Origin of the sequence: Synechococcus sp. 8F6, assembly GCF_002252665.1 — a bacterium.
In the GTDB taxonomy this organism is placed as follows: Bacteria; Cyanobacteriota; Cyanobacteriia; order PCC-6307; family Cyanobiaceae; genus Cyanobium_A.
The window spans coordinates 23161-49558 of sequence record NZ_NQKZ01000014.1 but is presented as its reverse complement, the minus strand read 5'-3'; the positions used below and the strand labels follow the sequence as shown (position 1 = coordinate 49558).

The following is a 26398-nucleotide window of genomic DNA, read 5'->3' as shown; positions in this document are numbered from 1 at the left end:
CCTGGTTGGGGCGATCCGCCCTGAGACGCGGCACCGAGCGCGGTTCCTGCGGCAGCCGTGCACGCCCGCGGCGGTGGCACTGCCCTGCCTGGTGCAGCACCCTATAAAAGCTTGATTCAGAGCCGATAAAGAGGCCCTGATCGGCCAGCGCCGGCACGATCTGTCCCGGCGGCAGCGAGGCGTACTCCGGCTGATTACACGTCAGCAGGATCCGCTGTCGTTCCTCCTCGCTCAGGCGGTGACCCACCAGGCGGTCACTGCCTTTACGGCGATCCACGCCGTCCCCATCACCACCAAAGGCCTTGCGCCAGCGTTTGAGGGTGCGCAGAGAGATCCCGATCTCGCAGCAGGCAGGCACCAGAGCCGCGCCAGCGGCATTGGCCTCGCTGATCAGCTCGATCGCCTTCTGCCGGTGCGCGGCACTGGTCAGCCTTCCGCGTCCTCCGAACAGAAGGCTTCCCACTTTTTTCGCAGCACCAGCAAGGCCGCCATCTCCGCCATGGCCTTCTCCTTGCGCTGTAGCTCTTTCTTGAGAGCCTTGATCTCCCGCTGGTCCTGGGCGCGGAGCTTCTCGAGCTCCTTCTGCTCTTTCAAGGTGAGCACTGGCTTTGCGTTGGCATCCTGGGCAGCCTGCCGCCAACGCTCCACCTGCTCAGGAAACAGCCCCCGCTCCCGGCAGTAGCCACTGAGTTCGGTGGCATTCAGGCCAGCGCTCTCCAGCACCACCGTGAATTTGTCGGCAGCACTCCAGCCCTCTGGTTCCTTCTCGGAAGCCGGCACCACCTCTCCCTGTAACCGCCAAATCTTTCTCCAGTTGTAGAGGGTCACCACGTGAATGCCCAGCTCTTCTGAAATCCGAGCCACGCTCTGGCGGTGCGGCGGGCTCATCCGCCTTCTCACGTCAGCCTTGACGGCCTCGCTGTAACGACGCATTGGTCATGTCCTCAAGCCCCCAGGTGTACTGATCAGAGGGGTGACATCTTTCCTGAAACCGGGGGGTGAAAGCCTTTCTGTGCCGGCCGTTGGACCATGCCCGCTACCCGTACGTCTACCTCGATGCCACCTACCTCCACGGCCGTCTGGGGCAGAACATGCAGGTGGTTTCGCGGGCCGTGGTGGTAGCGATCGGCATCAATGCCCTCGGCTACCGCGAGGTGCTCGGCATTGCCGTGGGTGACAGCGAGGCTGAGGGCTTCTGGCGCCAGTTCCTCAGTTCCCTCAAAGAGCGTGGCCTGACTGGAAATCGGCTGGTGATCTCAGATGCGCACCTGGGGCTGACGGCAGCGATCAGGCGGATGTTCCAGGGCAGTAGCTGGCAGCGCTGCCGGGTGCACTTCTTACGCAACCTGCTGTCTCACGTCCCCAAGGCCGGCCAGGACATGGTGGCCGCCGCCATGAAGGCCGTGTTCGTCATCCAGGCCCCTGAGCAAGTGCGCTCCCACTGGCAGCGGGTCACCGAGATGCTGCGCAAGCAGTTTCCCGGCGCTGTGCCGGTAATGGACGCCGCTCGCGATGACGTGTTGGCCTTCTTGCACTTCCCCCAGGAGCACTGGCGCAAGGTCTGGAGCACCAACCCGCTTGAGCGGCTCAACAAGGAAATCAAACGCCGCACCAACGTGGTCGGGATCTTCCCCAACGACGCTGCGATCGTGCGGTTGGTGGGCAGCCAGCTGCTGGAGCAGCAGGAGGAATGGCAGCTGGAGCGTCGGCGCTTCTTCTCCGAGGCCACCATGGCCAAGATCCCGGAGCCGGAAGAGCCGCTGGAGCTCACCGAAGCTGATCCAGCCAAGAAGGCGGCAGCAACCATCCGCTGAAGCGCACCAGCTCCTCCCTCGATCTACACAGAACACATCGATCGCTGAGTTGCCAATTCAGCGATCAGGGTTCATAGTGGATGAATGGAGCTGCGCAATCAGCTTCCAAGCAGTCATCTCTTGACTGCTCCTGTTCACCCTCCGGAAAGGGTCACAGGACCTCCTGAGTTACACCACTCGGAGGGGCGCTACCCGATCTGGCTTTTTCAGGAGTCCCTAATCATACCTACAGGCAACAACTAAATAATATTGCTGTTACGCCGAAAATTAATTAGCAGAGGCTTCGCTGCAGTTAAACTAGCTGCCATGAGGGCGGAGTCTCAATTTTGAATCCCCATCTCCTGGGAGCCAAGATTTTTTTGTCGGAATTTTTATTAAGGTATGCAGCCCACCAGCTATATGTGCTGTTTGCAAGGATCTGATGGCTGCAGCTGCTCATCAGGAAGAAGTCCTCGCGGTGATCGTCGGTACGTACAACCGTATGATTCAAGCCTGAGAACGGCTCTGGGTTAATGCCCTTAGGGCTATCCGCAAATATCATGTAATGAGCTCCTGAAAAATGGTTATTTAGATATTCAAAGGCTCTCGAGTAATAATCGGCTGGAAGAACATGGCGATAATCTACTGTGCGGAAATGAACAGCAACTGACGTTTTAGAGGAATGAATTTTCTCTAAGATCCTTGCCGATTCAACTGATAGATGTATTGCGTATTCAAGTTCACTTGATAAATGCTTCCATTGGCCTTTAAAGTGATCTTCTGATTGCCAATATCCCCTAAGTTCAATGGCTTTGTTTACATGAACATTCTGTAGGCTCTTGACCTTCTTTTCCAAGAGTACATTCCGATATTGCATTGGCCCGAACTTGTTAATTAGCCTCTTTACTCTTGTATCCTCAAAGTTGCACATTTGGAAGTGCTGAAAATTGACATCAAAAATGTCGAGCGAGTAATTGCGCTGATACCTTAAATCATCTCGAAATCCAGATTCAGTGTCTATGAATAACTTGGTGTTATTTCGATAAGCCAAGGCCTTCCCAGCTGCATACATAAACAGTTGATTGCCAAGACCACCTTCTAGGCAGACATACACCCCCTTTTCAAGCATTCTGTTTCCACTCTGTGAAGAGGCGGGCACCCGCAGACTTATCGACTCTACTATTAATCATATTTATGACATGACCAGCATCAATAGCTGGAATGGAGAAAGACTGGCTGATATCAGCGCAGACTTCGAGGGATCCGATCCCTGCTCCAACAAGACAGATATCTGTCTCTCTGGGGATTTGCAAAAGTATATCATTTTTGTAGTGCTGCCAACTTGTAGCCACATACTCTGAGGGTATGCAAACCGAACTGATCCGCGCTCCGCTGCCACCTTTATTAAACCACTCATTAGCAAGCTTCATGTTAAGGTCAGAGTTCAGTATGCAGATATTCTTGCCTCCACAAGCGCTCAAAAATGTGTTAGAAGTGAGATAAGCATAGATCGCATAAAATGGAACATAATGATCCGGCGTAAGACGAATACCGTGTGAGGACAACAAGCGTATAAAAGAAAGAGCCGAACCAGGCTTTTCTTTAAGCCCCAAAATTTTTTTTAGTGATGGATGGAACTGTAGATTGCCCGGGAAGATTAGCGGAGCTATAAAGCCTTTTGTCTGCACATATTCAAGGGCATGGATGTGTTTCGCCAGCACAGCCTGAATCTCTCGTCGACTTCTGGCTTGCTTGTAGAGACCATTGCAAGCCAGACTTAGCGAATAAAATGCATATTCGCCGTCAGCAAATCTAATAATAGGCAAAGCCTCGCGCATTGCCATCGCCGCGAGGATGCGCTCGTGAAGATATTGAACATTCTCTTGCAGAGATGTCCTTGATGAATGAACAAGACTTATTGTCTCTCGAGCCAACTTGGGCCGTTGTGAGATAATCTTCTGATTAGCCAACCGCTCATCATCAATTGATTCAAAGCAGAAGCCCTCTGAAAGCGCCCTTCTGAGAGCATTGGAGCGGAGGAAACCGCTGAGGATGTCAAGAGCATCCATAGTTTTGTTGGTCATTGATCTGTAGCTAAGAAGGTTTACCGGGACCAATCTTGTGGACTATTTCTCGTAGGATAGATCACTTGGATTTGCCATTAATCCCCGTTTTGTTTGAAATAGTTTTCGTACAACCAATCATTCGCATTGAGGAAAGGCTTTACGCGGTTATAGTTGTCCACAATAGCAGGAAGCCGTCGTTCATATTCTGCAGGTGTGCATAATTGGATGATTTTTTCAATGTCATCCAAGTCAGATGCTTTTAACTGGATGATCCCATCTGGATTGAAAAACTGATCAATCTTGCTGGCTCCTAAATAAATCGGAATTGTCATTGCGGCAAAGCAACTTGTTAGCCGCTCTGTAAAGAATAAAGGCTTAAGATCGTTCTCAATGGCGAATGAAAAACGGTAATCCGTCAACGTTTCACTTAGCTGAACTTGTGTTCCGCCATCAAACGTGCCATAGGTATCAACATGGTCATTCTCCTTGAGCTTTCTGGCGAGTTCAAGCCGAAACTTGTGGAATCTAGTTTGAAATTTTGCAGATGACAGTATAGAAATGCCTTTTGTTTTTCTAAGATAGGCTGTATTTGAAAGCATGCCGCCACCAATCTTGTTGCCATACCAGGCGCTGGCACACCCCGGAAAAAAGCGGGCATTTGGTACAGCCTCAAGAATATCTTCGCTGAACGTAAAAATAAAATTAAACTCTTCCGCTAGGCTCTTGTGGCGGGCAAATAGAGTGTAGTCTTTTGGGACTAAAGCTTCTGATTCCCAAAGTATACCGTAGCGTCTTGCTGGAGTCCCCATTGTCTCCAGCATTGCATTGTGGGTATAGAAGTGGGTATTTAGACCTATATTGTAGCGGTCCCAGATAAAATACTTCGACTGCATGTAGCTTGGGTGGTGTGCCCATTGGGCATCCCGCAGAAAAAAAGTGCGCATTGTCTGGCCTTCTTCATTAAAGATAGAGGGCTCTTCGGAATTAAGATTATGGTTGCTATTGTAGACAGGAAGATATATTCTTTTGTATGGCTTGGAAATGGTCGTTGCCGATGTCCGCTTGCCTCTCAGTCGATCAATTGCGACTTGTCCAAAATTCCATTTCATGGATTATCTCAATTGTTGTTAATTGCAAGAGGCTATCTTAGAGTTCGCTCGCCGCGAACCATGTTGGCGAGTCGGCTACTCCAGTACTTGCGAATGTCCCGCCATGTTTTCCTATTCAGAGTTGCTGGAACACAACTCAGCGCCTGTTTGTAGTAGCTGGGTTGATTTGCTCTCCGCCAAGGCTTTCCTAGTGGGCCTGCATAATGAATAATCTTAGTATTGATCTTGGCACCTTCAAGGTCGTCGATTGAGTAATGATCTGACAGCCATGAGAATTCAGGAGCGCTCCGGACTGACTGCTCCTCGTAAACCGTCTCTAATACGCAATATTCAAATGGCAGCGAATGAATGTGGCTGCAGGTCAGATTTAGTGCGTCTAAGTCGAACATCTTAAGTCTTTTGCCATACCTCTTTGCGGTATTTAAGAGTCTTTCGGTGAGTGTTTCTCTGCGCATCTTGCTCAAGTCCATGAGCAAGAAGCCCGACATGTATACATATTTAGAGTTGTTTTCGGGGAAGTGGTTGTGGCATTTCATCGCAGGGCTATTCACTTCGCCAATGACTGCTCCAATTGGAGCGCCCTTCATGTCTATATCCATCAAAGACGACAAATCGCCCTTGAAGTAGACGTCAATATCTGAATAAATGGCGCGATCGCATTTAGTGAGTAGCTCGGGGATTAAAAATCGATAATAGACGACCTCGGTCCAGCTTCCGCCCCCTGATGGAAGCCCCTTAAACCGGTTATTGTCGATTTTATGAAAAACGACTGTGTGGCGAGTTTCCTTGGCAATGTCAGCGAAAGCTGCGTTTATCTTTGTGCTAAATCCGGGGTGTAATATATGAATCTGATAGGTTGTGTCTTTCTGTGCTGCATCGATAAGACTCCTGATCGCGACAGCGGCTGGACGTAAGACGCGCCTGTCAAATGCAAAGACGATAGGGACTGTTGTTGTGCTCATATCAGACTCTTTAGATTCTCAAGTGACTCAGCATAGATTGACCTGGCTGTTTCGGCAACAGCTTTTTGAAGCGAGTCGTAGTGATCTGGTGTCATCATAATGGCTTTTTCCATTGCGATGAGGAAATCGCTGTTGCCGTCGTAGATGACTGAATTGCTCTCGTTGAGTTTATTGATGGGCGCAAATGACTGTTCTAATATCACTGGCTTGTGAAAGCCAAGTGCCAATTGAAATGTGCCGCTGGTGCCGGTTGTGATGTAGCGTCTGTGGCTTGGGTTGTTCGGGTCAAGCAATGGCAGAAGAAAATCACAGCATTGCATTTGCTCGTAGAGTTCCTGGAATGTTAAGCGGCCTAAGTGGAGGAAATACTGCTGCAAATGTCTGGGAATGGCGCTGGGATTATTTTTGCCGATGACGAGAACGCTAAAGTTGCTGACTCCCTTTTGATGAAGCCCCTCAACGGCGCTGATCAGCAGATCGCTGTTTCTGCGTTTATCTCTGATTGCGCCAACTGTTGCAAAGATTGTGCGCGCTTCTTTTTGATGCTCCCCTAACTCCCCAAAATAGTGAGGATTGACTGGCGTTGTAATTGAGTTCTTGTAGTCTGTTTCCCGCAGTGTGATGATATCACTTGTTAGCGTGCCGAGGTCTGCACCATTTTTGATGTCGTGCTCGACTAGAAGAACCCGTTGGTTTTGGTTGAGTGGAGCAAATAGTCCACTCGCATGATCGTAGTCGGCGTTGGGAGTGAGTTTGCCCACCGTCGTCACGAGGATGCCTGATGAAGAGGCCAACCCATTTTCTTTGAAGAATTTCTGTGTGGCTCTTTTTGATAGCCGGTTGATATGCAGCCTTTCGTGTGTAAAGTTGCAGAAAAGCCCTTCGTCGATCCGCTTAGGCTCAATGAGTACCGATACGTCGTATCCGGTATCGAGCAGGAGTTTGCAGTAGCCCGGAACGACCTCTGCGTGGGATCTCGAGCAAGGTTCCCACACGAAGAATGTGTTTTCGTTGTAATAGGGTTTGGCCGTTTTGCCGCAGAGCAGGTTTAGGAATCGTTGTGCGAACCTTGCCCGGCTGCCTGATTGATTTTTATTCGTTGCTTTTGTTTTCACTGCTGTCTGGGGTTCCCCTTTTTGCTTTTGCCTATGTTGTTGCGACTGTGCATGCACTTTGGTTGAGTGATGTCGGCTGTGATCCACTGCTTGGTCGATCAATAACCATTGCTGATACTCACCCTCCGCTGTTCGCCGCCCTTCTCGATCAAAGCACTGTCGCCACTGGCTGAGCGCAGGCGCCAGCCGCTGCTGCCGATGCTTTCGCCCACGGCGGCGCTGGTGGAGCTACCGCCGAGTTGAAAGATGGCCGACCCGCTCTGGCCGGGCACCTGCACCACGCCCACCAGTTGGGGTGCGCTTCCACCGCCTCCGCCGCTGGAGCTGCTTGCGTCGCCTGTCGCGGCTGGAGCGGGGCTGGTGATCCAGCTGTTGATAGGCACCTGGAGCATGGAGGCCGCGGGGGCGTGGCTCGCGGGCAGGGTGGCCAGTTCTTCCATCCAGGGTTCGCCGCCACCCGGCGGCGGCGGTGGCAGCTCGCCATCCTGGTGCGTTGGCTTTGTGGCTTCTGCCTGGGTGGCAGTTTCAGCGGCGGCCGTGGTGCCGGGTCCTATGGCTCGCAGCCGCTCGATCAGCAGCATGGTGCGTTCCTGGCGGATTGCTTGCTGGCTGTGGTTCCACACTCCCAACACGACTAGGGCCATCCCGGCCATCAGCATCCCCGTGACGCTGGCTCCGGCCAGCAACCAACTCGGCTGGTGGCCGAGCTGGTCGATCCAGCTTCGGAATCGAGGGTTTGCTTGCGTGGTTGGGCCTGGCTTCGGTGGGGTCGTCAGATCCCTTGGCTCGAGGGGGATGTTGGGGGCGTCGCAGACCTTAACCTCGATCGGGTTTTCCGGCTCAAACACGCGGTTAAGCATCTGTTCGGCCTTGAGCTCCCAGTAGGCCCTCGAGGTGGGGATCCCGCGTACCGGACTCACCTAGCGCCCCTGCTCACGTGCTGGCTTTCACGCTACCGAGGCTTTGGGGGCTTGACGAGTCTTGGCGCCTGCGGATCTCCAGCCACAGCATCAGGGCGGTGATATCGGCCGGGCTGACGCCCGGCACCCGTGAGGCCTGGCCCAGGCTGCTCGGCTGCACGGCGGTGAGCTTTTCGCGCGCTTCCTTTGAGAGGGTGCCGATGCTGGCGTAATCGACGCCGGCGGGAATCGGCCGGTGTGCTTGCTTTTTCACCTGGTCGATCTGCTGCTGCTGGCGGGCCAGGTAGCCGCTGTATTTGATGTCGATCTCGGCGCCTTCCCGCACATCGGCCGGCAGCTCGGCATCAGCCAGGCCGTGCTGCACCAGATCGCTGCTGTGGAAGCCGGAGCGGCGGAGCAAGTCGGCCAGGGTGATCGAGCCCCTGATGGACGCGCCGGTGGCGGCTTCCACGGTCGAGGCTGCTGGGTCGCTGCCCTTGAGGCGCACCGTTTCGAGCCGCTGTTTTTCGGCCCCAATGGCCTTCTGTTTGCGGTTGTAGATCTCCCAGCGCCGGTCGTCGATCAGCCCCAGCTCGCGGCCTAGAGGGGTGAGGCGCCGGTCGGCGTTGTCGCCGCGCAGCACCAGCCGGTATTCGCTGCGGCTGGTGAGCACCCGGTAGGGCTCGCGGAGATCCTTGGTGATCAGGTCATCGATCATCGTGCCGATGTAGCTGCCCTCCCGGGGGAAGTGCACCGCGCTCTGGCCGCGCACCTGCCGGGCGGCGTTGAGGCCCGCCACCAGCCCCTGGGCGGCGGCTTCCTCGTAGCCGGTGGTGCCGTTGAGCTGGCCAGCGGCATAGAGCCCCGCCACCCGCTTGGTTTCCAGGCTGGCTTTGAGCTGGGTGGCGGGCAGGTAGTCGTAGTCGACGGCGTAGGCGGGCCGCAGCATCACGCACTGCTCCAGGCCCGGCAGGGTGCGCAGCAGCTCCAGCTGCAGCCGCTCCGGCAGGCCGGTGGAGAAGCCCTGCACGTAGATCTCGGGGGTGTCGCGGCCTTCGGGCTCCAGGAAAATCTGGTGACTCTCCTTGTCGGCAAAGCGCACGATCTTGTCTTCGATCGACGGGCAGTAGCGGGGGCCCTTGCTGTCGATCACACCGCCGTAGATCGGCGTGAGGTGAAGGTTGTCGCGGATCAGCTGGTGGGTGGCGGCGGTGGTGCGGGTGATGTGGCAGCTCATCGGCTCGCCGCTCACCCAGGCCGCCGGATCAAACGAGAAGAAGCGATCGTGGGCATCGCTGGGCTGCTCTTCCAGTTGGTCGAGGGCGATGCTGCGCCGGTCCACCCGAGCGGGGGTGCCGGTCTTGAGGCGGCCCATCTGGAAGCCCAGTGCCTCGAGGGCCTCGGTGAGCCCCTCGGCGGGCTGTTCGCCGGCCCGGCCTGCCGGCATCGACTGGTGCCCTACCCAGATCTGGCCTCCCAGGAAGGTGCCGGTGGTGAGGATCACGGCCGGCGCGGCATAGACGCTGCCGAAATAGGTGCGCACGCCGGTGATCCGGGCGCCACCGTCTGTTCCCCCGTTTTCTGCCCCCTCCACCTCCAGTCCCGTCACCATCGCTTCGCGCAGGGCCAGATTGGGTGTGTGCTGCAGCAGCTGCAGCATCTGGCGGGCGTACTGGCGCTTGTCGGTTTGGGCGCGCAGAGCCCACACGGCTGGGCCGCGGCTGGCGTTGAGCACCCGCTTCTGCAGAGCCGTGGCATCGGCGAGTCGGCCGATCACACCGCCGAGGGCATCCACCTCATGCACCAGCTGGCTCTTGGCCGGCCCGCCCACCGCCGGGTTGCAGGGCTGCCAGGCGATGCGATCGAGATTGAGCGAAAACAGGGCCGTGTTCAGCCCCAGCCGAGCCGCGGTGAGGGCCGCTTCACAGCCGGCGTGGCCGCCGCCCACCACGATCACATCGAAGTGCTCAGTGGGTGTAGCGGTCATGGTCATGCCTTCTATTCAAACCCGGCGTTCGTGCCAGTGCCGTTAGTGCCAGTGGCGGCGCACGTCATCGGCCAGGTAACTCCAGAGCCGAGGATGCAGCGGGTGGCGCAGGATCGTGTGCTGGGGATGGCGCCAGGGGTGCAACACCTCGTCGGGCTTGGGCCTGCCATGGAATTTGAGGATCGTGCTGGCAGCAAGCTCGCGCTGGGCCGCCTCGGGATCGCGCCGGGCCAGTTTGCGCAGCGCCTTGTAGGAGCTCACCAGGCCTTCGGGCCAGTAGGTGAGGGCGGCTGGCGCGGTCTCGCCGAAAACGTGAAAGATGACGTTCTGGTCGCCAGGGAAGACGATGTCGGCGTAGCGCCCCTGCTGCCACGCGTCCCACACTGCCTGGGTGTGGGCGTCGGGCCGGCACCAGAGCACGGAGGAATTGAGGATCGGGTAGTTCCAGTCGCGCACGCCGATCACACTGGCGCTGCTGCTGCGGCCCATCGCGATCAGGGGCTCCAGGCTGGCGCGGATCACCAGGGTGCTGTCGAGAAACAAAAAGGGATCTGTGCCGGTGAGGGTCTGGTCGAACAGGCGCAGTTTGCCGAAAAAGCCCTGCAGGGAGCCGCCCTGCAGATCCCGCACCTCCAGCTGCTGGTGTGCGGCGCCGGGGGGCTCGAAGCGACCTGCTTCCGGACGATCGGTGTAAATGATGAAGCGATGGGCTTCCGGCAGGTGCCGGGCCAGCATCGCGGCCAGCCGGCTCACCCACAGATCGGGGTAGCGGTGGCCGGTTTGCACTGTCAATACCGTGAGCGGCGCCCGGTCTGGTGACATGGATCAGGCAGCCAGGTTGCGGAACCGGGTGAACTGGGGCTCAAACAGCAGTTTCACGGTGCCCACTGGGCCGTTGCGGTGCTTGGTCACGATCACTTCGGTGATGCCCCGGTCGGCGGTTTCGGGGTTGTAGTACTCGTCGCGGTAGATCATCAGCACCAGGTCAGCGTCCTGCTCGATTGAGCCCGATTCGCGTAGGTCACTGAGCATGGGTCGCTTGTTGGTGCGCGATTCGACGCCACGGCTCAGCTGGGAGAGGGCGATCACCGGCACGTTGAGTTCGCGGGCCATGCCCTTGAGGCCCCGGGTGATGCGGGACAGCTCCTGCACCCGGTTGTCGGGGGTGGAGCCCTCCATCAGCTGCAGGTAGTCGATCACGATCAGGCCCAGCTCCTTGCCGGTTTCGGCCATCAGCCGGCGGCAGAGGGAGCGCATCTCCAGCACGCCGGAGTTGGGTTTGTCGTCGAGGAACAGGGGAAGTTGGCCGAGGCTGTTGATGCCCTGGCCCAGCAGGGGCCACTCCTCCTGCTGCAGCCGGCCGGTGCGCAGCCGGCCGCTTTCAATGCCCACCTCCATCGACAGCAGGCGGTAGGTGAGCTGCTCCTTGCTCATCTCCAGCGAGAACACGCACACCGGCAGGGCGTGGATCTGGGCGACGTTCTTGGCGATGTTGAGCACGATCGAGGTTTTGCCCATCGCCGGCCGGCCCGCCACGATGATCAGGTCGCTGCGCTGCAGTCCCTGGGTGATGGCATCGAGGTCGTAGAAGTTGCAGGGGATGCCAGCGACGGCGGTGCCCAGCGAGCGGCTTTCGATCTCGTTGAAGGTGCTGGTGAGGATTTCAGCGGTGGGGGTGAGGCCGGTGCTGGGCTTTTCCTGGCTGATCGCGAAGATCTTTTGCTCGGCCTCATCGAGCACCTGCTCCATCGGCTTGCTCTGGTCGAAGCCCAGGGCGATCACTTCGTTGCCGGAGCGGATCAGCTGGCGCCGCAGAAACTTGTCCATCACCAGGCGGGCCACCTGGTCGATCGAGGCGGTGGAGATCGTGCGCTCCACCAGTTCCACCAGCCTTCCCTGGCCGCCTACCTTCTCGAGGGCACCGGTGTCGGCCAACCAGGCGCACATGGCCGTGAGGTCGGTGGGCTTGCCCTGGCTGTGCAGCATCACCGCTGTGCGGTAGATCTCGCGGTGGGCGGAGAGGTAGAAGGCTTCCGGCTGCAGCACGTCGGCCACGCGGCCGATGGCATCGGGGTCGAGCAGGATTCCGCCCAGCACGGCCTCCTCGGCCTCCAGGTTCTGGGGGGGCACGGAGTCGGGCAGGGCCTCAAAGCGCGCCTCGGCATCGCCGTTGCGCCCGCCCTTGGGACTACCGGCGCGCTCGCGGCCGGGCGGGTTGAGGGGAACGCTCACCATCGGCTTTGGAGGGCAGGAACGCCGGGTTGTCCATCCTGCCGGGTTAGGCGTGGTTTGACCAGCGATTGGGCGCTGCCGCTGGGGTGTTCAGCAAAAAGCCACCCCACGGGTGGGGTGGCTCGGACGCCTAGGAGGCTGGGGGCGTTAGTGGCTGACCACTTCCAGGTTGATCTCGGCGGTGACTTCAGGGTGGAGCTTGACCTGCACCTTGTAGGCGCCGGTGCGGTGGATCTCCGGCACCAGGATGTCGCGGCGATCCACTTCTTTCTTGGTGGCGGCCTCGATGGCTTCTGCCACGTCGCCGTTGGTCACGGTGCCGAACAGCACGTCGTCGCCACCGGTTTGCTTCTTGACGGTGAAGCGGCCGATGGTGTCGAGGGCGGTGCGGAAGGCAACCGCTTCAGCTTTGAGGGCAGCCTGGCGCTCCGCTTCCTTGGCCCGGCGGGCCTCCACCTGGCGCAGCACCGCGGCGGTGACGGGCACGGCCTTGCCGGTGGGCACAAGGAAGTTGCGGGCATAACCCGGGGCCACCTCCACCAGATCCCCGTCCTTACCCAGGCTGAGAACGTCTGCGTTGAGGACCACTTGAACGCGCTTGGCCATGGGGATAACTGACGATTTAACGGGATGCGGCCTCTCAGATTAGATCAGTGTGTGTGGCCCCCCTGTGCCGCCATCTCCCAGCGGTGCCCATGCCCGCTGATGACTGAGGCCGAATCGCTGCGCTGAACAAGCGCTACGCCGATCTCTCCGGCGCTACCGGCGTGAATCCTTCCGTCGTGTCCCCTTGAGCTGCGGGCCCTGGACCTTCAGCTGGAGTGGGGCCACTAGCGCATTAAAGGTGTTCGGGTTTCAGTCCAGTGTGTTTGGCAATCCTGGCGAGCATGCGAGGACCGATTTCCTCCCCATCGTGGAAGGCAAAAACGACGTCGGACCAGCCTTCACGGCACAAGGTTTGATGCGAACCGCTCTGGCGTTTGACCCTCCAGCCAAGGTTCATCAAGGCCGCCAAAACTCTCCTGGCTTTGACCGACGGCCACTGGCTCATGCCGCAGTTGGGACCACGATGCTGATGTCGCGAGGCACAGCTTCCCCATGCTCAAGTTGCTCGGCCAGGGCTCGCAGGGCGAGGGCTTCGGCTTTCGTCATTGCTTCATCTGCTGAGGCCCCGTAAGCGAGCGCGCCTGGCAGCTGAGCAACCTCAGCAAGCCAGCGGCCGTCTGCCTCCCTTTCGACCTCAAGCGTGAACTGCATGGGAATCACCCTTCATCCATGCATTCTATGGAGGTCTCAGCCCCTGCTTCCCGCTCTGGCGGCCGCAGCGGGCAGGCGCACCTGGTGAGCCAGGCCCAGGGCCCGCATCAGCCGGATGTGCTGCCAGGTGAGATCGATCTGTCGGCCGAAGCCGTGGCGGGCCGAATGGGGATAGGCGTGGTGGTTGTTGTGCCAGCCCTCGCCGAAGGTGAGCGCCGCCACCCAGGCGTTGTTGCGGGAGCCGTCGCCGCTGTCGTGGCTCACCTCACCCCAGAGGTGGGTGGCCGAATTCACCAGCCAGGTGCAGTGGTAGACGATCACCAGGCGCAAGGGGATGCCCCACAGCACCAGGCCCCAGCCGCCGGCACCCGTGGCGGTGCCGATCCAGAAGAGCAGGGCGGCCAGGGGGATCTGCAGCAGCAGGAAGTTGTTGTTCAGCCAGCGGTAGTAGGGATCCTTGGCCAGATCGCCGGTGAGGCGGGGCACCGCTCCCATGGCGGGGATGGGGGCAAACATCCAGCCCATGTGGCTCCACCAGAAGCCCTTGAGGCTGGTGTGGTGATCCACGTCGGTATCAGAAAACTTGTGGTGGTGGCGGTGCAGGCCCACCCAGTCGATCGGGCCGTGCTGGCAGCTGAGGGCGCCGCAGGTGGCGAAGAAGCGCTCCAGCCACTGGGGCACCCGGAAGGAGCGGTGGCTCAGCATCCGGTGGTAGCCGATGGTCACGCCCAGGCAGGCGGTAACCCAATAGAGCACCAGGAAGCTGGCCAGGGCGGGCCCACTCCAGAACTGGGGTAGCAGGGCTACCAGGGCCAGCCCGTGGATCACCACCATGAAGCCGATCGTGACCCAGCTGGTGCTTTTCGGCCCCTTGCTGCTGGGCGCTTCGCCGCGGCGGGGCTGGTGCAGGGCCTCGGCCCGCCTTTGCCCGCTGACGCCCTTATTGATGAGGGCAGGCTTGCGGGTGGCCAGGCGATAGGTGGCTGGCTTAACTGGTGCGGCTGGCTTAACTGGCGCGGCCATGCGGACCGACTCCGAACTGATCGCTACAATAGTAGCAATACGGATCCGTATCGCGTGGGATATCGGGAAGATCTCCTCTCCGGCAGGGTTGCGTTCGCCCATCTGATCAAGGTGTGGCACGAGCGCAACGGCTGGTCGCATCGGGTCTTGCCGGCCCTGGCGGAGGCCCTGGATCTGGGCCGGGTCCACAACTCCCAGCTGTCGATGTTGCGCAACGGCAAGTTGGCGTCCCCGGGGCCGGAGGTGTTCCTGGCGCTGGGCCGCATCAACCAGTTGCTCGCCGCTGAGGTGCGGGGGGGCACCCTGGGTGAAGGCCTGCGCCAGCGGCTGGCCGATAGCCCCGAACTGGTGCTGGCTCTGGAAACCTCGGCCCTTCCTGTTCAGGATGAGGGCGCTCCGGTGCTGGGCCCGGGCGAGCTGCTGGAGGTGTTTGTGGGGCTGCGCCAGCCGCCGGTGGCCTTCGACCTGCGCATTACCAGCGACGAGGCAGGGCCGTTGAGTGCGGCGCTGTCCCAGTTGTTCACGGCTGGTCAGCCCTGGCGCCTCTGCCGCGATCAACTGATGGCGGCCTATCCGGTGGAGAAGCGCCAGCGGCGGGAGCGTTTCGCCGAGGTGATGGCCGGCCAGCGAGATTTTTCGGCCGCCGAACTCGACAGCGAACTCCCCGATCTGCGCCGCACCCTGGCCCGGCTCGGGGCGACGGGTGAGGGAGATCTGGGGCCGGATCAGTTTCTGGAGTTGCTGCGCCAGCAGGCGCGGGCCATGGGCGTGGTGGGCGAGACCGGCCGCGGTCAGCTGGATCTGGCGGCGGCGATCCGGCAGCAGTTGCGCGATCCGGGCTGCAGCCTGTTGAGTGGCGGCCTTCAGGACGACCGGTAGCTGGCCACCCGCATCCGCTTGGCCCAGCCCAGAGCCCGCAGCAGCTTGATGTGCTGCCAGGTGATGTCGAATTCAAACCAGCGCAGGCCGTGGCGCGCCGAATGGGGGAAGGCGTGGTGGTTGTTGTGCCAGCCCTCGCCGAAGCTGAGGATCGCCACCCACCAGCAATTGCGGGAGCGGTCGGGGCAGTCGAAGTTGCGGTAGCCGCAGAAGTGGGTGGCGGAATTCACCAGCCAGGTGACGTGATACACGATCACAAGCCGCAGTGGGATCGCCCAGAGCACCAGGCCCAGGCCACCGCCGTGCACCTGGGCAGCGTTGCCATACCAGTAGAGGCCGGCGGCGAGGGGAAGCTGCAGCAGCAGAAACCAGCGGTCGAGCCAGCGGTAGAAGGGGTCGCGCTGCAGGTCGCCGGTGAGCCGCTGCACGTGCTGCAGGGCCGGAATCTCATGCAGCATCCAGGCGCTGTGGGCCCACCACAGGCCGCGGCCGGCGTCGTGGTGGTCGTTGGGTTGGTCGGAATACTTGTGGTGGTGGCGGTGCAGCCCCACCCACTCGATCGGGCCGCTCTGACAGGCCAGGGCTCCCATCAGCACCAGCAGGCGCTCCAGCCATTGGGGGGCGCTGAAGCTGCGGTGGGTCACCAGCCGGTGCAGGCCCAGGGTCACGCCCAGCACGGTCGTCCAATACAGAACGGCCAGCACCACCACGGCCTGCCAGCTCCAGAAGCGCGGCAGCAGGGCAAACACCGCCCCCACGTGCATCGCCAGCATGAAGCCGGTGGTGCCGGTCTTGAATTTGCGTTGCCGCGGCGGCAGGGGATCGCGTGCAGAAACCAGCGACGCACGGATGCGGAGCTCGTCCTGACTGCTGGGGGCTGCGGTGCTGGGGGCTTCGACCTTCAGAACCTGGGCATTCAGGCCTGGCGCTGCACCGTTGGTGTCACGGTTGTGGCGGGCCGGATCAGTACTCAGAACCAACGCATTCTCCGGGTGATGCATGCCCGGTAACGCCTTGGCAATGGCGCCGTGGGACAGCGGCGAGAAATCTAACTGCGCAGTGCCCGGCAACATGGAGCCTGGCCGCATGGCAAGGGGATGACCGACTGGGCTGCAGAACGGGTGGCCGCTGCGGTTGCTGCCACGGCCAGCGCCGCTGCCCGCCACACCGATGCCGTGCAGCCGCGGCTGGCCCGGGTGCTGGAGGCCTTCGCCGCCGAGCGGCTGGGGGTGCAGCACTTTGCGTCGGTGAGCGGCTACGGCCATGGCGACCAGGGCCGGGAGGTGTTGGATCGGGTGGCGGCCCGGGTGCTGCAGGCGGAAGCCGCGGCGGTGCGGCTCCAGTTCGTCAGCGGCACCCACGCCATCGCGGCGGCGCTGTTTGGTGTGCTGCGCCCCGGCGATCGCCTGCTGGCCCTCACCGGCCGCCCCTACGACACCCTTGAGGAAGTGATCGGCATCCGTGGCAGCGGCCAGGGATCCCTGGCGGAGTTCGGCATCACCTACGACGAACTGCCCCTCACCGCGGCGGGCCTTGTGGATGACGCCGGGCTCGAGGCGGCCCTGGCGCCGCCCACCCGCATGGTGCTGATTCAGCGCAGCTGCGGCTACAGCTGGCGGCCGTCGCTGTCGGTGGCGGAGATCGGCAGGCTGTGCGCCCGGGTCAAGGCGCTGCAGCCTGGCTGCGTGGTGTTTGTGGACAACTGCTATGGCGAGCTGGTCGAAGACCAGGAGCCCACGGCGGTGGGTGCCGATCTGATCGCCGGCTCTCTGATCAAAAATCTCGGCGGCACCATCGCCCCCACCGGCGGCTATGTGGCGGGCCGGGCTGAGCTGGTGGAGCAGGCCTGCTGCCGCCTCACCGCCCCGGGCATCGGTGGCGAGGGCGGCACCAGCTTCGACCTCAACCGCCTGTTGTTTCAGGGGCTGTTTCTGGCTCCTCAGATGGTGGCGGAGGCCCTGATCTGCAGTGAGCTGGTGGCCCAGGTGTTCAGCGATCTGGGCTATGCGGTGAACCCCCTGCCCGGTGCACCCCGCAGCGATGTGATCCAGGCGGTGCGGCTGGGCGATCCCGAGCGGCTCAAGGTGGTGTGTCGGGCCTTTCAGGCCGCCTCGCCGGTGGGCGCCTATCTCGATCCGGTGCCGGCGCCGATGCCTGGTTATGCCAGCGATCTGGTGATGGCCGGCGGCACCTTCATCGATGGCAGCACCAGCGAGTGGTCGGCCGATGCACCGCTGCGGGAGCCCTATGTGCTTTTCGCCCAGGGCGGCACCCACCGGGCCCATGCCCAGATCGCCCTGGACCGAGCCCTGCTGGCGCTTCACGGGGTTGGGCTGTTGGATGCACCAACCCTTCGCGAAAGGAGCGTCTGAATTCCGTACAACTTGTACGGAATTGGGGAGCGCTGTGCCAGTGGGTGCAGACCTCGCCGCGCTCGATCGCGCCAGGTCGGACAAACTGGGGCCACTTTCCGTTTCCGCGATGGCGCTCAGCTATCCCGACGATCGCCGCTACGCCGACAGCCACGAAACCGTGTGCCCCGAGGGGGGGCGGCTGCGGCTGGGCCTGAGTGCCTTTGCCATCGACCAGCTCGGCGACATCGTGTTTGTGGAGCTTCCCGAGGTGGGCGCCAGCCTGCAGCAGGGTGTCAGCTTCGGCAGTGTCGAGTCGGTGAAGGCCGTGGAGGATCTGCTGGCGCCGGTGAGCGGCGTTGTGGTGGCCCGCAATGAAGCGGTGTTGGCCAGTCCGGAGGAGTTGCAGAACGACCCCTACGGCGAGGGCTGGCTGCTGATGCTCGAGCCCAGTGATCCCGGCCAGCTCGATGGCTTGATGGATGCGGCCACCTACGCCGCCAAGCTGCAGGGAGCCTGATGGGAGGCACGCTGGACGCAGATCTGTCCTTTGTGGGGCGCCACATCGGCCCCAGTGCCGACGAGCAGCGGCGCATGCTGGCGGAGCTGGGCGCCGCCAGCATCGAAGACCTCTCAGCCCAGGTGGTGCCCGCCGATCTGCTGCTCCCCCCCGAGGTGGCGTTGCAAGGGCTGCCGCAGCCCTGCAGTGAGGCCCAGGCCCTGGCGGAGCTGGCGGCGATTGCCGGCGGCAACACCGTGCTGCGCTCTCTGATCGGTCAGGGTTACTACGCCACCGCCACGCCAGCGGTGATCCAGCGCCAGGTGTTCGAAAATCCCGCCTGGTACACCGCCTACACGCCCTACCAGGCCGAGATCGCGCAGGGGCGCCTTGAGGCCCTGCTCAATTTTCAAACCCTGATCAGCGAGCTCACCGGCTTGCCGATCGCCAATGCCTCCCTGCTGGATGAGGCCACCGCTGCGGCCGAAGCGATGGCGCTGGCGCTGGCGGTGGGACGCCGCAGCCAGGCGCGACGCTTCTGGGTGGATGCCGAGGTGTTTCCCCAAACCCTGGCGGTGCTGCAAACCCGGGCCGAGCCTCTAGGCCTCAGCCTGGAATTGGTGGCGGCCGAGGCCGTGGCCCAGCGGCTGGCTGCCGGTGCCGCTGCGGCCGATGTGGTTCCCGAGGATGTCTTTGGCCTGCTGATCCAGCTGCCGGGCCGGCGCGGTCGCCTCTGGGATCCCCAGCCCCTGTTGTGCGCCGCCGCAGAGCTAGGCGTGATCAGTGCGGTGGGGGTGGATCCCCTGGCCCAAGTGCTGCTGGCGCCGGTGGGCGAGCTGGGGGCCGACATCGCCATTGGCAGCACCCAGCGCCTGGGGGTGCCGATGGGGTTTGGTGGGCCCCATGCCGCGTTCTTCGCCACCCGCGAGGCCTACAAGCGCCAGATCCCCGGACGGCTGGTGGGCCGCTCCGTGGATGCCGAGGGCCGGCCCGCTTTGCGGTTGGCGCTGCAAACCCGCGAGCAGCACATCCGCCGCGACAAAGCCACCAGCAACATCTGCACCGCCCAGGTGTTGCTGGCGGTGATGGCCGGTTTCTACGCCGTGCACCACGGCCCTGAGGGGTTGGAGGCGATCGCCCGCCGCATCCAGGGGCTGCGTCAGGCCCTGGCCGCCGGGCTGGAAGCCCTGGGGCTGCCGTTGCTGGCGGGTGCTGGCTTCGACACGCTGTGGCTGCCGGTGCCGCCAGCCCAGGCCGAGGCGCTGCTGGCGGGCGCCCTGGCGGCGGGCTTCAACCTGCACCAGGCCGAAGGCGGTGTGGGCATCAGCCTCGATGAATGCAGCAACGCTGAGGAGCTGGATCGGCTGCTCGCGGCGCTGGCCTTGGGCGACGGGGGCGCCGCGGCTCAGGCTCGGGTGGACCAGGCCCGGGAGCTGTGCAACAGCACGTTGCACAACCTTGAATGCGCAAACAGCCCTGCATCCGTCTCCGGCATCCCCCTCCGCCAGGGGGCCTGGCTGCAGCAGGAGCCCTTCCAGCGCTACCGCAGCGAAACCGAGCTGCTGCGCTACATCCAGCAATTGGTGGCCCAGGATCTCTCCCTGGTGCACGGGATGATTCCCCTGGGCAGCTGCACCATGAAGCTCAATGCCGCCGCCGAGCTGGCGCCGGTGAGCTGGCCGGCCTTCAGCCAGCTGCACCCCCTGGCGCCGGCTGATCAGACCGCCGGCTATCGGCACCTGGCGGCCGACCTGGAGCGCTGGCTCGCCGCGATCACCGGCTTTGCGGGTGTCTCGCTGCAGCCCAACGCCGGCTCCCAGGGGGAGTACGCCGGCCTGCTGGCGATCCGGGCCTGGCATCGCAGCCGCGGCGACGCCCATCGCACGGTGTGCCTGATCCCCACCAGCGCCCATGGCACCAATCCCGCCAGTGCGGTGATGGCCGGACTGCAGGTGGTGCCGGTGGCCTGCGATGACCAGGGCAACATTGATCTGGCCGACCTGGAGACCAAGGCCGAGGCCCACGCCGAGCGCCTGGCGGCGTTGATGGTCACCTATCCCTCCACCCATGGGGTGTTTGAGCCGGCCATCCGCCGCATCTGCGAGCTGGTGCACGGCCGCGGCGGTCAGGTGTATCTGGATGGCGCCAACCTCAACGCCCAGGTGGGCCTGTGCAAGCCCGGCCTCTACGGGGCTGATGTGTGCCACCTCAACCTGCACAAGACCTTCTGCATTCCCCATGGCGGCGGCGGCCCGGGGGTGGGGCCGATCGCGGTGGCGGAGCATCTGGTGCCCTTTCTGCCCGGAGCTTCAGGCCAGAGCGGGGCTGCGGTGGGTCCGGTGGCGGCGGCACCGCTGGGCAGCGCCAGCATCCTGCCGATCAGCTGGATGTACATCCGCATGATGGGGGGTGCGGGGCTGCGCCAGGCCAGCCAGGTGGCGCTGCTGGCGGCCAACCTGATCGCCGATCGGCTCGAGCCCCACTTTCCGGTGCTCTACCGGGGTGTGGGGGGACGCGTCGCCCACGAGTGCATTCTCGATCTGCGGCCGCTCAAGCGCAGCTGTGGCCTGGAGGTCGATGATCTGGCCAAGCGCCTGATGGACTACGGCTTCCATGCCCCCACCGTGAGTTGGCCCGTGGCGGGCACGGTGATGGTGGAGCCCACCGAAAGTGAGTCGCTGGCTGAGCTCGATCGCTTCTGCGGGGCCATGGTGGCGATTCGCCTGGAGGCGGCAGCGATCGAGGCCGGCGCCGCCGATCCCCTCAACAACCCTCTCAAGCGCGCCCCCCACACCGTGGCCGCCGTGACCGCCGATCACTGGGACCGGCCTTATACGCGCCAGCAGGCGGCGTTTCCCGCTGGAGACGCCCAACGGCAGCGCAAGTTTTGGCCGGCGGCGGCCCGGATTGACAACGCCTTTGGCGACCGTCATCTGGTGTGCACCTGCCCATCAGTTGAGGAACTGGCCCAAGCGGTGCCAACGGCCACTGTTCCGTGATCCCGTTGTGCCTCACACTGTGACAACTTGACGCGGAGTTGGCTGGCGGGGTTGCCAATTTCCGCTTTGCCAACACAATCAGCGCCAGCGCCATTCATTTTGGGGATCATGAAGGGCAGTAACGACGGTTTTGGACCCGGAGGCGACGCCGGTTCGGGCGGGGGCCAAACCCTGAGGGTTGAAGGCACCAACGTGGTGCGGGTTCCGTTCGGTGTGCGCCATGCCCGGCGTGTTCGGCCCCAGCGTCCGGACCACTGGGCCACGCTGGTGCTGCCCTTCCAGGGTCACAGCGACCCCACGCCCCCGCCCCAGGCTGCCTGACTCTGCTCTGGCGTTCAGGCCACGTCGCCCAGGCGCCAATCGATCAGGGCTTTGACATCCTCCAGGGAGCTGGCCGGCGCCCGGAAGGGAAGCACGGGCATGGGGCTGCGCTCCGGTCGCACCAACCAGGTGAGATCGGGCTGGGGAATCAGCACAAAGCCCCGATAGCGCACCGCCACTCTCGCCCCCAGGGGGTGGTGACCGCTGGAGGTGCGGATCGTGGCTTGGCTGGTCATTCGGACGAATCGTGCTCCAGCCATTGGAGCGTCCTTGATGCGCAATCCCGGGTCTCTACCGATTGGTTTCCGTTTTGCCGTTACAGCTCGAAAGGGATCCGCTGTAGCCCCGCCAAGAGCTTGGTATGACTGACCCGGGCGGCGGCTTTCGTTAGGGGATTCAGATGTGACAAAGGGTTGTTTTAGTGTGCTGGGCTACAACAAGTGCAGCCCAGTTGTGCATCCTCAGGCCGCGAGGAGTTCCGGCTCGCGGTAGGGCACGAAGCTGGCCTTGCGGGCTCCACAGATCGGGCAGCGCCAGTCGTCGGGGATGGCCTCAAACGGCGTGCCCGGGGCCAGGCCGGAATCGGGATCGCCCACGGCCGGGTCGTAGATCATCGAGCAGAGCTTGCAGATCCACTTGCCCGCCACCGGCTCGGCCGCTTCGCCGGCCACACCCCTGCCCTGCAGGGCTTCCAGGGCGACGCCGTAGCGCTCGGCGTGATGCTGCTCGATCGGCTCCAGCAGGCCGAAGTTTTTGGCGGCTGTGCGGAAGATGCCGGCGTGCTGCTTCGACTCATCGATCTGCCCGTCGAATTCCGCCTCGGCGCCGGAGTCGCGGTCGGCCCGGGCCTGGGCGGCAAACTGCGGGTACATGGTGGTGTACTCGTAGGTTTCGCCCTCGATCGCCAGCTCCAGGCAGCGGCTCAGCAGGGCCTGCTTCTGCGCGTCGGAGAGACTGGCGGGATCGTCGATCACCAGCTCGGGGTGAAGCAGCCGGAAGTGGGCGAAGGCGTGCTCGGTTTCCTGCGCGGCGGTGTCGCGAAACAGCTTGGCGAGCTCAGCGTTGCCAACCTGTTTGGCCACCTCCGCGAAGAACAGGTATTTGCGGTTGGCCATGCTCTCGCCGCCGAAGGCGGCCTCGAGGTTGGCCTGGGTGCTGGGTTTGGAGAGGTCCATGGGCTGGGAGGGGTCCACTGGCTTGGGGGATGGCGGCTGGCGCTGAGCGTAGCTTATCCGAAGTCGGACCGGCTATGAGTAAGGGCATATGGACGTGGGGGGATGCGCCGCGGGTTGCGCTGGGCGGGCGTGATGGGCTCAGTAGTTGGCGCCGCTGCGGCGTTGGTGCACGGCTGTGGTGCCGCTGCCATCCAGCACGCCACCGTGGCTCGCCTGGGCGTAGAGCAGCCAGTGGTCGCCGCATTCCATCCGCTGCTGCACTGTGGCCTCGAGCCAGCCCAGGGCCTCCGGCAGGATCGGCTGGCCGCTGGGGCTCTCATCGAGCTCCAGGCCGGCGAAGCGGTCGGCCCCTGGCGCAAAGGGCTGCAGAAACTGCTTCATCGGCCCGGTTTCCCGGCCGGAGGCCAGCACGTTGAGGGCGAAGCGATCACCGATGTGGAGCAGCGCCTCCACCGCCCGATCCTTGGCCACGGCCACGGTGAAGCCCGGCGGCGAGAAGCTGGCCTGGCTCACCCAGCTGGCCACCATGGCGCTGCTGAGGCGGCTGCTGCCTTCCCCCTTGCTGGTGGTGAGCACGCACAGGGAGCCCACCACCCGGCCCAGGGCCTGCACGGCAGGGTTGCTGCGGCTTTCGCTGAGGCCGCCGCTGGCGCTGCGCCGTTGGGCCTTGCGCTGCTCGGCCTGCAGCTGGCGGCCGAGGGCGGTGCCAGTTTCCTCGATGGTTTTGAGGGTGGCCGCATCCGGGCTGAATTTCACCTTGATCGGCTCGAAGGCAAAGCGGAAGCCGCCGTCGCGCAGCTTGCTCTCCAGCAGATCCAGGGCTTCGCCGCTCCAGCCGAAGCTGCCGAACACGCCCACCGGCTTGCTGCGGTCGCCCTCGGCTAAAACTGTGCCCAGGGCCGAGACGATCGGCGTGGGGGCATGGCCGCCGAGGGTGGGCGAGCCGATCAGGATCGCGTCGCAGGAGCGGATCGCCGCCAGCAGCTGCTCGGGCGGCGTGAATTCACAGTTGATGCTCTCCACCCTCACGCCGGTGCGACCCACCCCCTGGGCCAGGCCGTCGGCGATGGCGGCAGTGTTGCCGTAGGCGCTGGCAAACAGCAGCGCCACCGACAGCCGCGCCCGCTCCTGGCTCGCCCCCCAGCGGTGGTAGTCGTTGAGCAGGCTGCGCCAGCTCTCGCTGATCGCCGGTCCGTGGCCAGGGGCGATCGTGCGGATGTCGAGCTCTTCGAGCCGTTCCACCACCGCGTCCACCTGCCGGGCCATCGGCGCCATCAGGCAGTCGTAGAAGTAGCGGCGGTCTTCCTCGCTGCTGCTGCGGTTGGCTTCAGCGAAGCTCTCGCTGCAGAGGTGAGCGGCAAAAAATTTGCCGCTCATCAGCAGGCCCGTGGTTTCCTCAAAGGCCATCAGCCCCCCGGGCCAGCGGGGGGTGGGCGTGGGCATCAGGCGCAGCACGTGGCCATCGCCCAGGGCTTGGCTGGTCTCCTGTTTCACCACCTCGATCGGTGGCAGGGCCGGCGGGGGTGGCGGGATCGCCGCCGGGGGGGCGTCGTTGGGGCTGCCGCTGGCAGTGGGTTTGGCCGGTTTCTGCTGGCTCCAGAGTTCCTCCAGCAGGCGGGCGCCGGCGTTGGAGCTCACCAGCAGCGTGTTCGGCCAGCGGGCCGCCAGCTGATGCAGCAGGGCCACCCGGTTGGGGTTGACATCGCCCACCACCACCTTGAGTGGGGCGTCGCTGGGAACCAGGGCGGCCAGCTCCGTCAGGAAGGGCTCGGCGAACGAGGCACCGGGGGGGTGCACCAGCAGCGCCGCTGCCGGAAACAGGAAGCTGTTGGCGGTGGTGCCCCGCTCCAGGCCGTACTCCACCTCAAAGCGCAGCCGGGTGGGGCTGAGCCCCTTGAGGCAGATCAGGCCAGGCTCGAGGGGCAGCTGGATGACGCGTCGGGCGCTGCTGGGGTCGGCCGAACTGCCCATCAGTAGTGGTTCCCCACTTTGCGGTGGTGCACGGCGGTGCTGGCCTCGGTGTCGGCCACGTTGCCCTGCTCCACTTCGGCGTAGATGATCCAGTGATCAGGCCCTTCCATCCGCTGCGTCACGCGGCAGCCCAGGTAGGCCAGGGCATCGCCCAGCACCGGACCGCCGGCGGCGGCGCCTTCGAGGGTGGCTACGCCGGCGAAGCGATCGGCCCCGGGCGGGAAGCGCTTGAGGAAGTGGCGCAGCAACTCTTGGTGGTTGTCCTCCCGCAGGATGTTGAGCACGAAGCGGTCGCCCACCTGCAGCAGCGCTTCGATGGCGCGGTCTTTGGCCACGGCCACGGTGAGGCCGGGCGGTTCGAAGCTGGCCTGGCTCACCCAGCTGGCCACCATGGCCGAGCTGCGGCTGCCTTCGGGTGTGTCCTGGCGGGCGGTCACCACATAGAGGCCACCGCTGAGCCGTCCGAGCGCCTTGTCGAGATCGCCATCGAGGGCCTTCATGGCGGCGATCGTCTTCGCCTTGGTGAGCAACTGGCCCAGGTCGGTGCCGGCTTCCTCGCAGCGTTGATAATCCGGGCCGCCTGGCACCTGGCGGATGCGCAGCGGTTCAAAGGCGGTCTTCTGGCCGAGGCTGCGCAGCTGGTTGGCCACCGTGTCGATCGGCTCATCGTCGCCGCCGAAGGCGTCGTAGCTGCCCACCCACTGCTTCGGCTTGAGGGCGGCCAGCAGGGTGCCGATCGAGGCCTGCAGCTCGGCATCGGGGTTGGTGGGCCAGGTGGGCACCACTACGGCGCTGGCCTCGCCCACCAGGGCGCTGAGCTCCTGGGGGTCGGTGGCGCGCAGATCCACCAGCTGCACCTGGGCGCCGGCCTTGCCGATGCCGCGGGCGATCGCCTGGCTGAGGCGATCGCAGAAGCCGTATTGGCTCAGGTAGCAGACGGCGGCATAGGCCTCGGTGCTGCTGCGGCCTTCACTCCAGGAGCGGTAGTCGTCCAGCCACAGGCCCAGGTGGTGGCGCAGCAGGGGCCCATGGCCCACGGCCACGGTGGTGATCGCCGGCAGGGCAGCCATGCGCTTCATCGCCTGCAGCACGCTGCGGGCGTTGGGGCCCATCAGGCAGTCGTAGTAGAAGCGGAAATCGGGCGCGATCGCCCCCGGATCCTCATCAAAGACGTCGTCGGAGCAGTAGTGCAGGCCGAAGGCATCGCAGGTGTAAAGGATGCCGGTGCCGTGGTCGAACGAGAAGATCGTGTCGGGCCAGTGCAGATTCGGCGCGCTCAGAAACTCGAAGCGGTGCGCCACGCCACTGGCGGGGTTGGTGCCCAGATCCAGCTCCTCGCCGCTCTTCACCGCCCGGCTCTTGAAGGGGCGGTGCACCTGATCCTCCAGAAACTGGATCGCCACCTTCGAGGCGACGATCTCGATGTTCGGATTCAGATCGAGCAGGTGGCCGATCAGGCCGGAGTGGTCGGGCTCGGTGTGGGACACGATCAGGTGATCGATCGCCTTCGGATCGATCTGCTCCTGCAGCAGCGGCAGCCAGCTGCTTTCAAATTTGAGGTGGCTGGTGTCGATCAGGGCAGTGCGCTCGCCCCGCACCAGAAAGCTGTTGTAGGTGGTGCCGTTGCGCAGGCCGAATTCGATGTCGAAGCGGCTGCGATCCCAGTCGAGCGAGCGGATCGTGGTGGTGTCGGGCCCGATCGCCTCGCACTGCAGGGTGAGCCGGGGTTTGGCCGCGACGGCACCAGCCATGGATCCATC

General features: G+C 63.0%; 25 protein-coding genes and 1 pseudogene. 6 read left to right on the top strand and 20 right to left on the bottom strand.

What is annotated here, in order from left to right; translation table 11 throughout:
* On the bottom strand, positions 1 to 463 hold a 463-nt coding region (locus CJZ78_RS14455), incomplete at its 3' end, for a helix-turn-helix domain-containing protein (RefSeq protein ID WP_143592841.1).
* Positions 427 to 933 (bottom strand): transposase, encoded by a 507-nt coding sequence (locus CJZ78_RS14450; RefSeq protein ID WP_143592840.1) that lies wholly within the window; start codon positions 931 to 933, stop codon positions 427 to 429. The genes CJZ78_RS14455 and CJZ78_RS14450, both read right to left, overlap by 37 nt.
* Positions 934 to 998: 65 nt before the next feature.
* Between CJZ78_RS14450 and CJZ78_RS10505 the strand changes: the two are divergent.
* Positions 999 to 1814: pseudogene (locus CJZ78_RS10505) on the top strand (IS256 family transposase); the annotation flags it as partial.
* Between the two features lie 292 nt (positions 1815 to 2106).
* Here the strand turns inward: CJZ78_RS10505 and CJZ78_RS10500 are convergent.
* The 13 genes from CJZ78_RS10500 to CJZ78_RS10445 all read right to left on the bottom strand — a co-directional run bounded on the left by CJZ78_RS10500 (position 2107) and on the right by CJZ78_RS10445 (position 14443).
* Positions 2107 to 2952, bottom strand: a complete 846-nt coding sequence (locus CJZ78_RS10500; RefSeq protein WP_143592904.1) for an alpha-1,2-fucosyltransferase — start codon at positions 2950 to 2952, stop codon at positions 2107 to 2109.
* Positions 2915 to 3877, bottom strand: a complete 963-nt coding sequence (locus CJZ78_RS13795; RefSeq protein WP_143592903.1) for a hypothetical protein — start codon at positions 3875 to 3877, stop codon at positions 2915 to 2917. Before CJZ78_RS13795 ends, CJZ78_RS10500 begins: the two co-directional genes overlap by 38 nt.
* A gap of 77 nt (positions 3878 to 3954) precedes the next feature.
* Positions 3955 to 4968, bottom strand: a complete 1014-nt coding sequence (locus tag CJZ78_RS10495; protein WP_094561275.1) for a glycosyltransferase family 10 domain-containing protein — start codon at positions 4966 to 4968, stop codon at positions 3955 to 3957.
* Positions 4969 to 5000: 32 nt separating this feature from the next.
* Complete coding sequence (locus tag CJZ78_RS10490; RefSeq protein WP_094561274.1) at positions 5001 to 5930, bottom strand: glycosyltransferase family 8 protein; 930 nt, start codon at positions 5928 to 5930, stop codon at positions 5001 to 5003.
* Positions 5927 to 7147 carry a hypothetical protein gene (locus tag CJZ78_RS13790; protein ID WP_143592902.1) on the bottom strand — a complete coding sequence of 407 codons (1221 nt, stop codon included), beginning with the start codon at positions 7145 to 7147 and terminating at the stop codon, positions 5927 to 5929. Before CJZ78_RS13790 ends, CJZ78_RS10490 begins: the two co-directional genes overlap by 4 nt.
* The gene (locus tag CJZ78_RS10480) at positions 7144 to 7731 is read right to left on the bottom strand and encodes a hypothetical protein (protein ID WP_143592901.1); all 588 of its coding nucleotides are present in this window, start codon (positions 7729 to 7731) and stop codon (positions 7144 to 7146) included. Before CJZ78_RS10480 ends, CJZ78_RS13790 begins: the two co-directional genes overlap by 4 nt.
* A gap of 247 nt (positions 7732 to 7978) precedes the next feature.
* Entirely contained in the window at positions 7979 to 9937 is a 1959-nt protein-coding gene (mnmG, locus tag CJZ78_RS10475) for a tRNA uridine-5-carboxymethylaminomethyl(34) synthesis enzyme MnmG (protein WP_094561271.1), read from the bottom strand.
* A 36-nt stretch (positions 9938 to 9973) separates the two neighbouring features.
* On the bottom strand, positions 9974 to 10753 hold the full coding sequence (locus CJZ78_RS10470; protein ID WP_143592900.1) for a hypothetical protein: 780 nt from the start codon (positions 10751 to 10753) through the stop codon (positions 9974 to 9976).
* A 3-nt stretch (positions 10754 to 10756) separates the two neighbouring features.
* The gene (gene dnaB / locus CJZ78_RS10465; protein WP_094561269.1) at positions 10757 to 12166 is read right to left on the bottom strand and encodes a replicative DNA helicase; all 1410 of its coding nucleotides are present in this window, start codon (positions 12164 to 12166) and stop codon (positions 10757 to 10759) included.
* A 144-nt stretch (positions 12167 to 12310) separates the two neighbouring features.
* Positions 12311 to 12769 (bottom strand): 50S ribosomal protein L9, encoded by a 459-nt coding sequence (gene rplI, locus CJZ78_RS10460; RefSeq protein ID WP_094561268.1) that lies wholly within the window; start codon positions 12767 to 12769, stop codon positions 12311 to 12313.
* Positions 12770 to 13001: 232 nt separating this feature from the next.
* Positions 13002 to 13214, bottom strand: coding sequence for a type II toxin-antitoxin system HicA family toxin (locus CJZ78_RS10455; RefSeq protein ID WP_094561267.1), 213 nt, complete (start codon positions 13212 to 13214; stop codon positions 13002 to 13004).
* Positions 13211 to 13420, bottom strand: a complete 210-nt coding sequence (locus CJZ78_RS10450; protein WP_094561266.1) for a type II toxin-antitoxin system HicB family antitoxin — start codon at positions 13418 to 13420, stop codon at positions 13211 to 13213. Before CJZ78_RS10450 ends, CJZ78_RS10455 begins: the two co-directional genes overlap by 4 nt.
* Positions 13421 to 13456: 36 nt before the next feature.
* On the bottom strand, positions 13457 to 14443 hold the full coding sequence (locus tag CJZ78_RS10445) for a fatty acid desaturase (protein WP_094561265.1): 987 nt from the start codon (positions 14441 to 14443) through the stop codon (positions 13457 to 13459).
* Positions 14444 to 14497: 54 nt separating this feature from the next.
* Between CJZ78_RS10445 and CJZ78_RS10440 the strand changes: the two genes are divergently transcribed.
* Positions 14498 to 15322: a hypothetical protein gene (locus CJZ78_RS10440; RefSeq protein WP_094561264.1), complete on the top strand. Its 825-nt coding sequence runs from the start codon at positions 14498 to 14500 to the stop codon at positions 15320 to 15322.
* On the opposite strand, the gene CJZ78_RS10435 is transcribed toward CJZ78_RS10440, so the two are convergent.
* On the bottom strand, positions 15307 to 16173 hold the full coding sequence (locus tag CJZ78_RS10435; RefSeq protein ID WP_369802053.1) for an acyl-CoA desaturase: 867 nt from the start codon (positions 16171 to 16173) through the stop codon (positions 15307 to 15309). The genes CJZ78_RS10440 and CJZ78_RS10435 overlap by 16 nt on opposite strands.
* 246 nt (positions 16174 to 16419) lie before the next feature.
* Between CJZ78_RS10435 and CJZ78_RS10430 the strand changes: the two genes are divergently transcribed.
* From CJZ78_RS10430 to CJZ78_RS10415, 4 genes are all read left to right on the top strand, one after another.
* Positions 16420 to 17694: a methionine gamma-lyase family protein gene (locus CJZ78_RS10430; RefSeq protein ID WP_094561263.1), complete on the top strand. Its 1275-nt coding sequence runs from the start codon at positions 16420 to 16422 to the stop codon at positions 17692 to 17694.
* A gap of 109 nt (positions 17695 to 17803) precedes the next feature.
* Positions 17804 to 18193 carry a glycine cleavage system protein GcvH gene (gcvH, locus tag CJZ78_RS10425; protein WP_094561262.1) on the top strand — a complete coding sequence of 130 codons (390 nt, stop codon included), beginning with the start codon at positions 17804 to 17806 and terminating at the stop codon, positions 18191 to 18193.
* Positions 18193 to 21171: an aminomethyl-transferring glycine dehydrogenase gene (gene gcvP / locus CJZ78_RS10420; protein WP_094561261.1), complete on the top strand. Its 2979-nt coding sequence runs from the start codon at positions 18193 to 18195 to the stop codon at positions 21169 to 21171. Before gcvH ends, gcvP begins: the two co-directional genes overlap by 1 nt.
* Positions 21172 to 21279: 108 nt before the next feature.
* On the top strand, positions 21280 to 21492 hold the full coding sequence (locus CJZ78_RS10415) for a hypothetical protein (RefSeq protein ID WP_094561260.1): 213 nt from the start codon (positions 21280 to 21282) through the stop codon (positions 21490 to 21492).
* A gap of 14 nt (positions 21493 to 21506) precedes the next feature.
* Here CJZ78_RS10415 and CJZ78_RS10410 read toward each other — a convergent pair whose 3' ends face one another.
* The 4 genes from CJZ78_RS10410 to CJZ78_RS10395 all read right to left on the bottom strand — a co-directional run bounded on the left by CJZ78_RS10410 (position 21507) and on the right by CJZ78_RS10395 (position 26389).
* Positions 21507 to 21728: a hypothetical protein gene (locus tag CJZ78_RS10410; protein WP_094561259.1), complete on the bottom strand. Its 222-nt coding sequence runs from the start codon at positions 21726 to 21728 to the stop codon at positions 21507 to 21509.
* Between the two features lie 225 nt (positions 21729 to 21953).
* A complete protein-coding gene (locus tag CJZ78_RS14760; protein WP_094561258.1) occupies positions 21954 to 22667 on the bottom strand; it encodes a rubrerythrin family protein in 714 nt (237 codons plus the stop codon).
* A gap of 138 nt (positions 22668 to 22805) precedes the next feature.
* Positions 22806 to 24638, bottom strand: coding sequence for a diflavin flavoprotein (locus CJZ78_RS10400; protein WP_094561257.1), 1833 nt, complete (start codon positions 24636 to 24638; stop codon positions 22806 to 22808).
* Entirely contained in the window at positions 24638 to 26389 is a 1752-nt protein-coding gene (locus CJZ78_RS10395; RefSeq protein ID WP_094561256.1) for a diflavin flavoprotein, read from the bottom strand. The genes CJZ78_RS10400 and CJZ78_RS10395 overlap by 1 nt, the downstream gene beginning before the upstream one ends.
* Positions 26390 to 26398 lie beyond the last annotated feature (9 nt).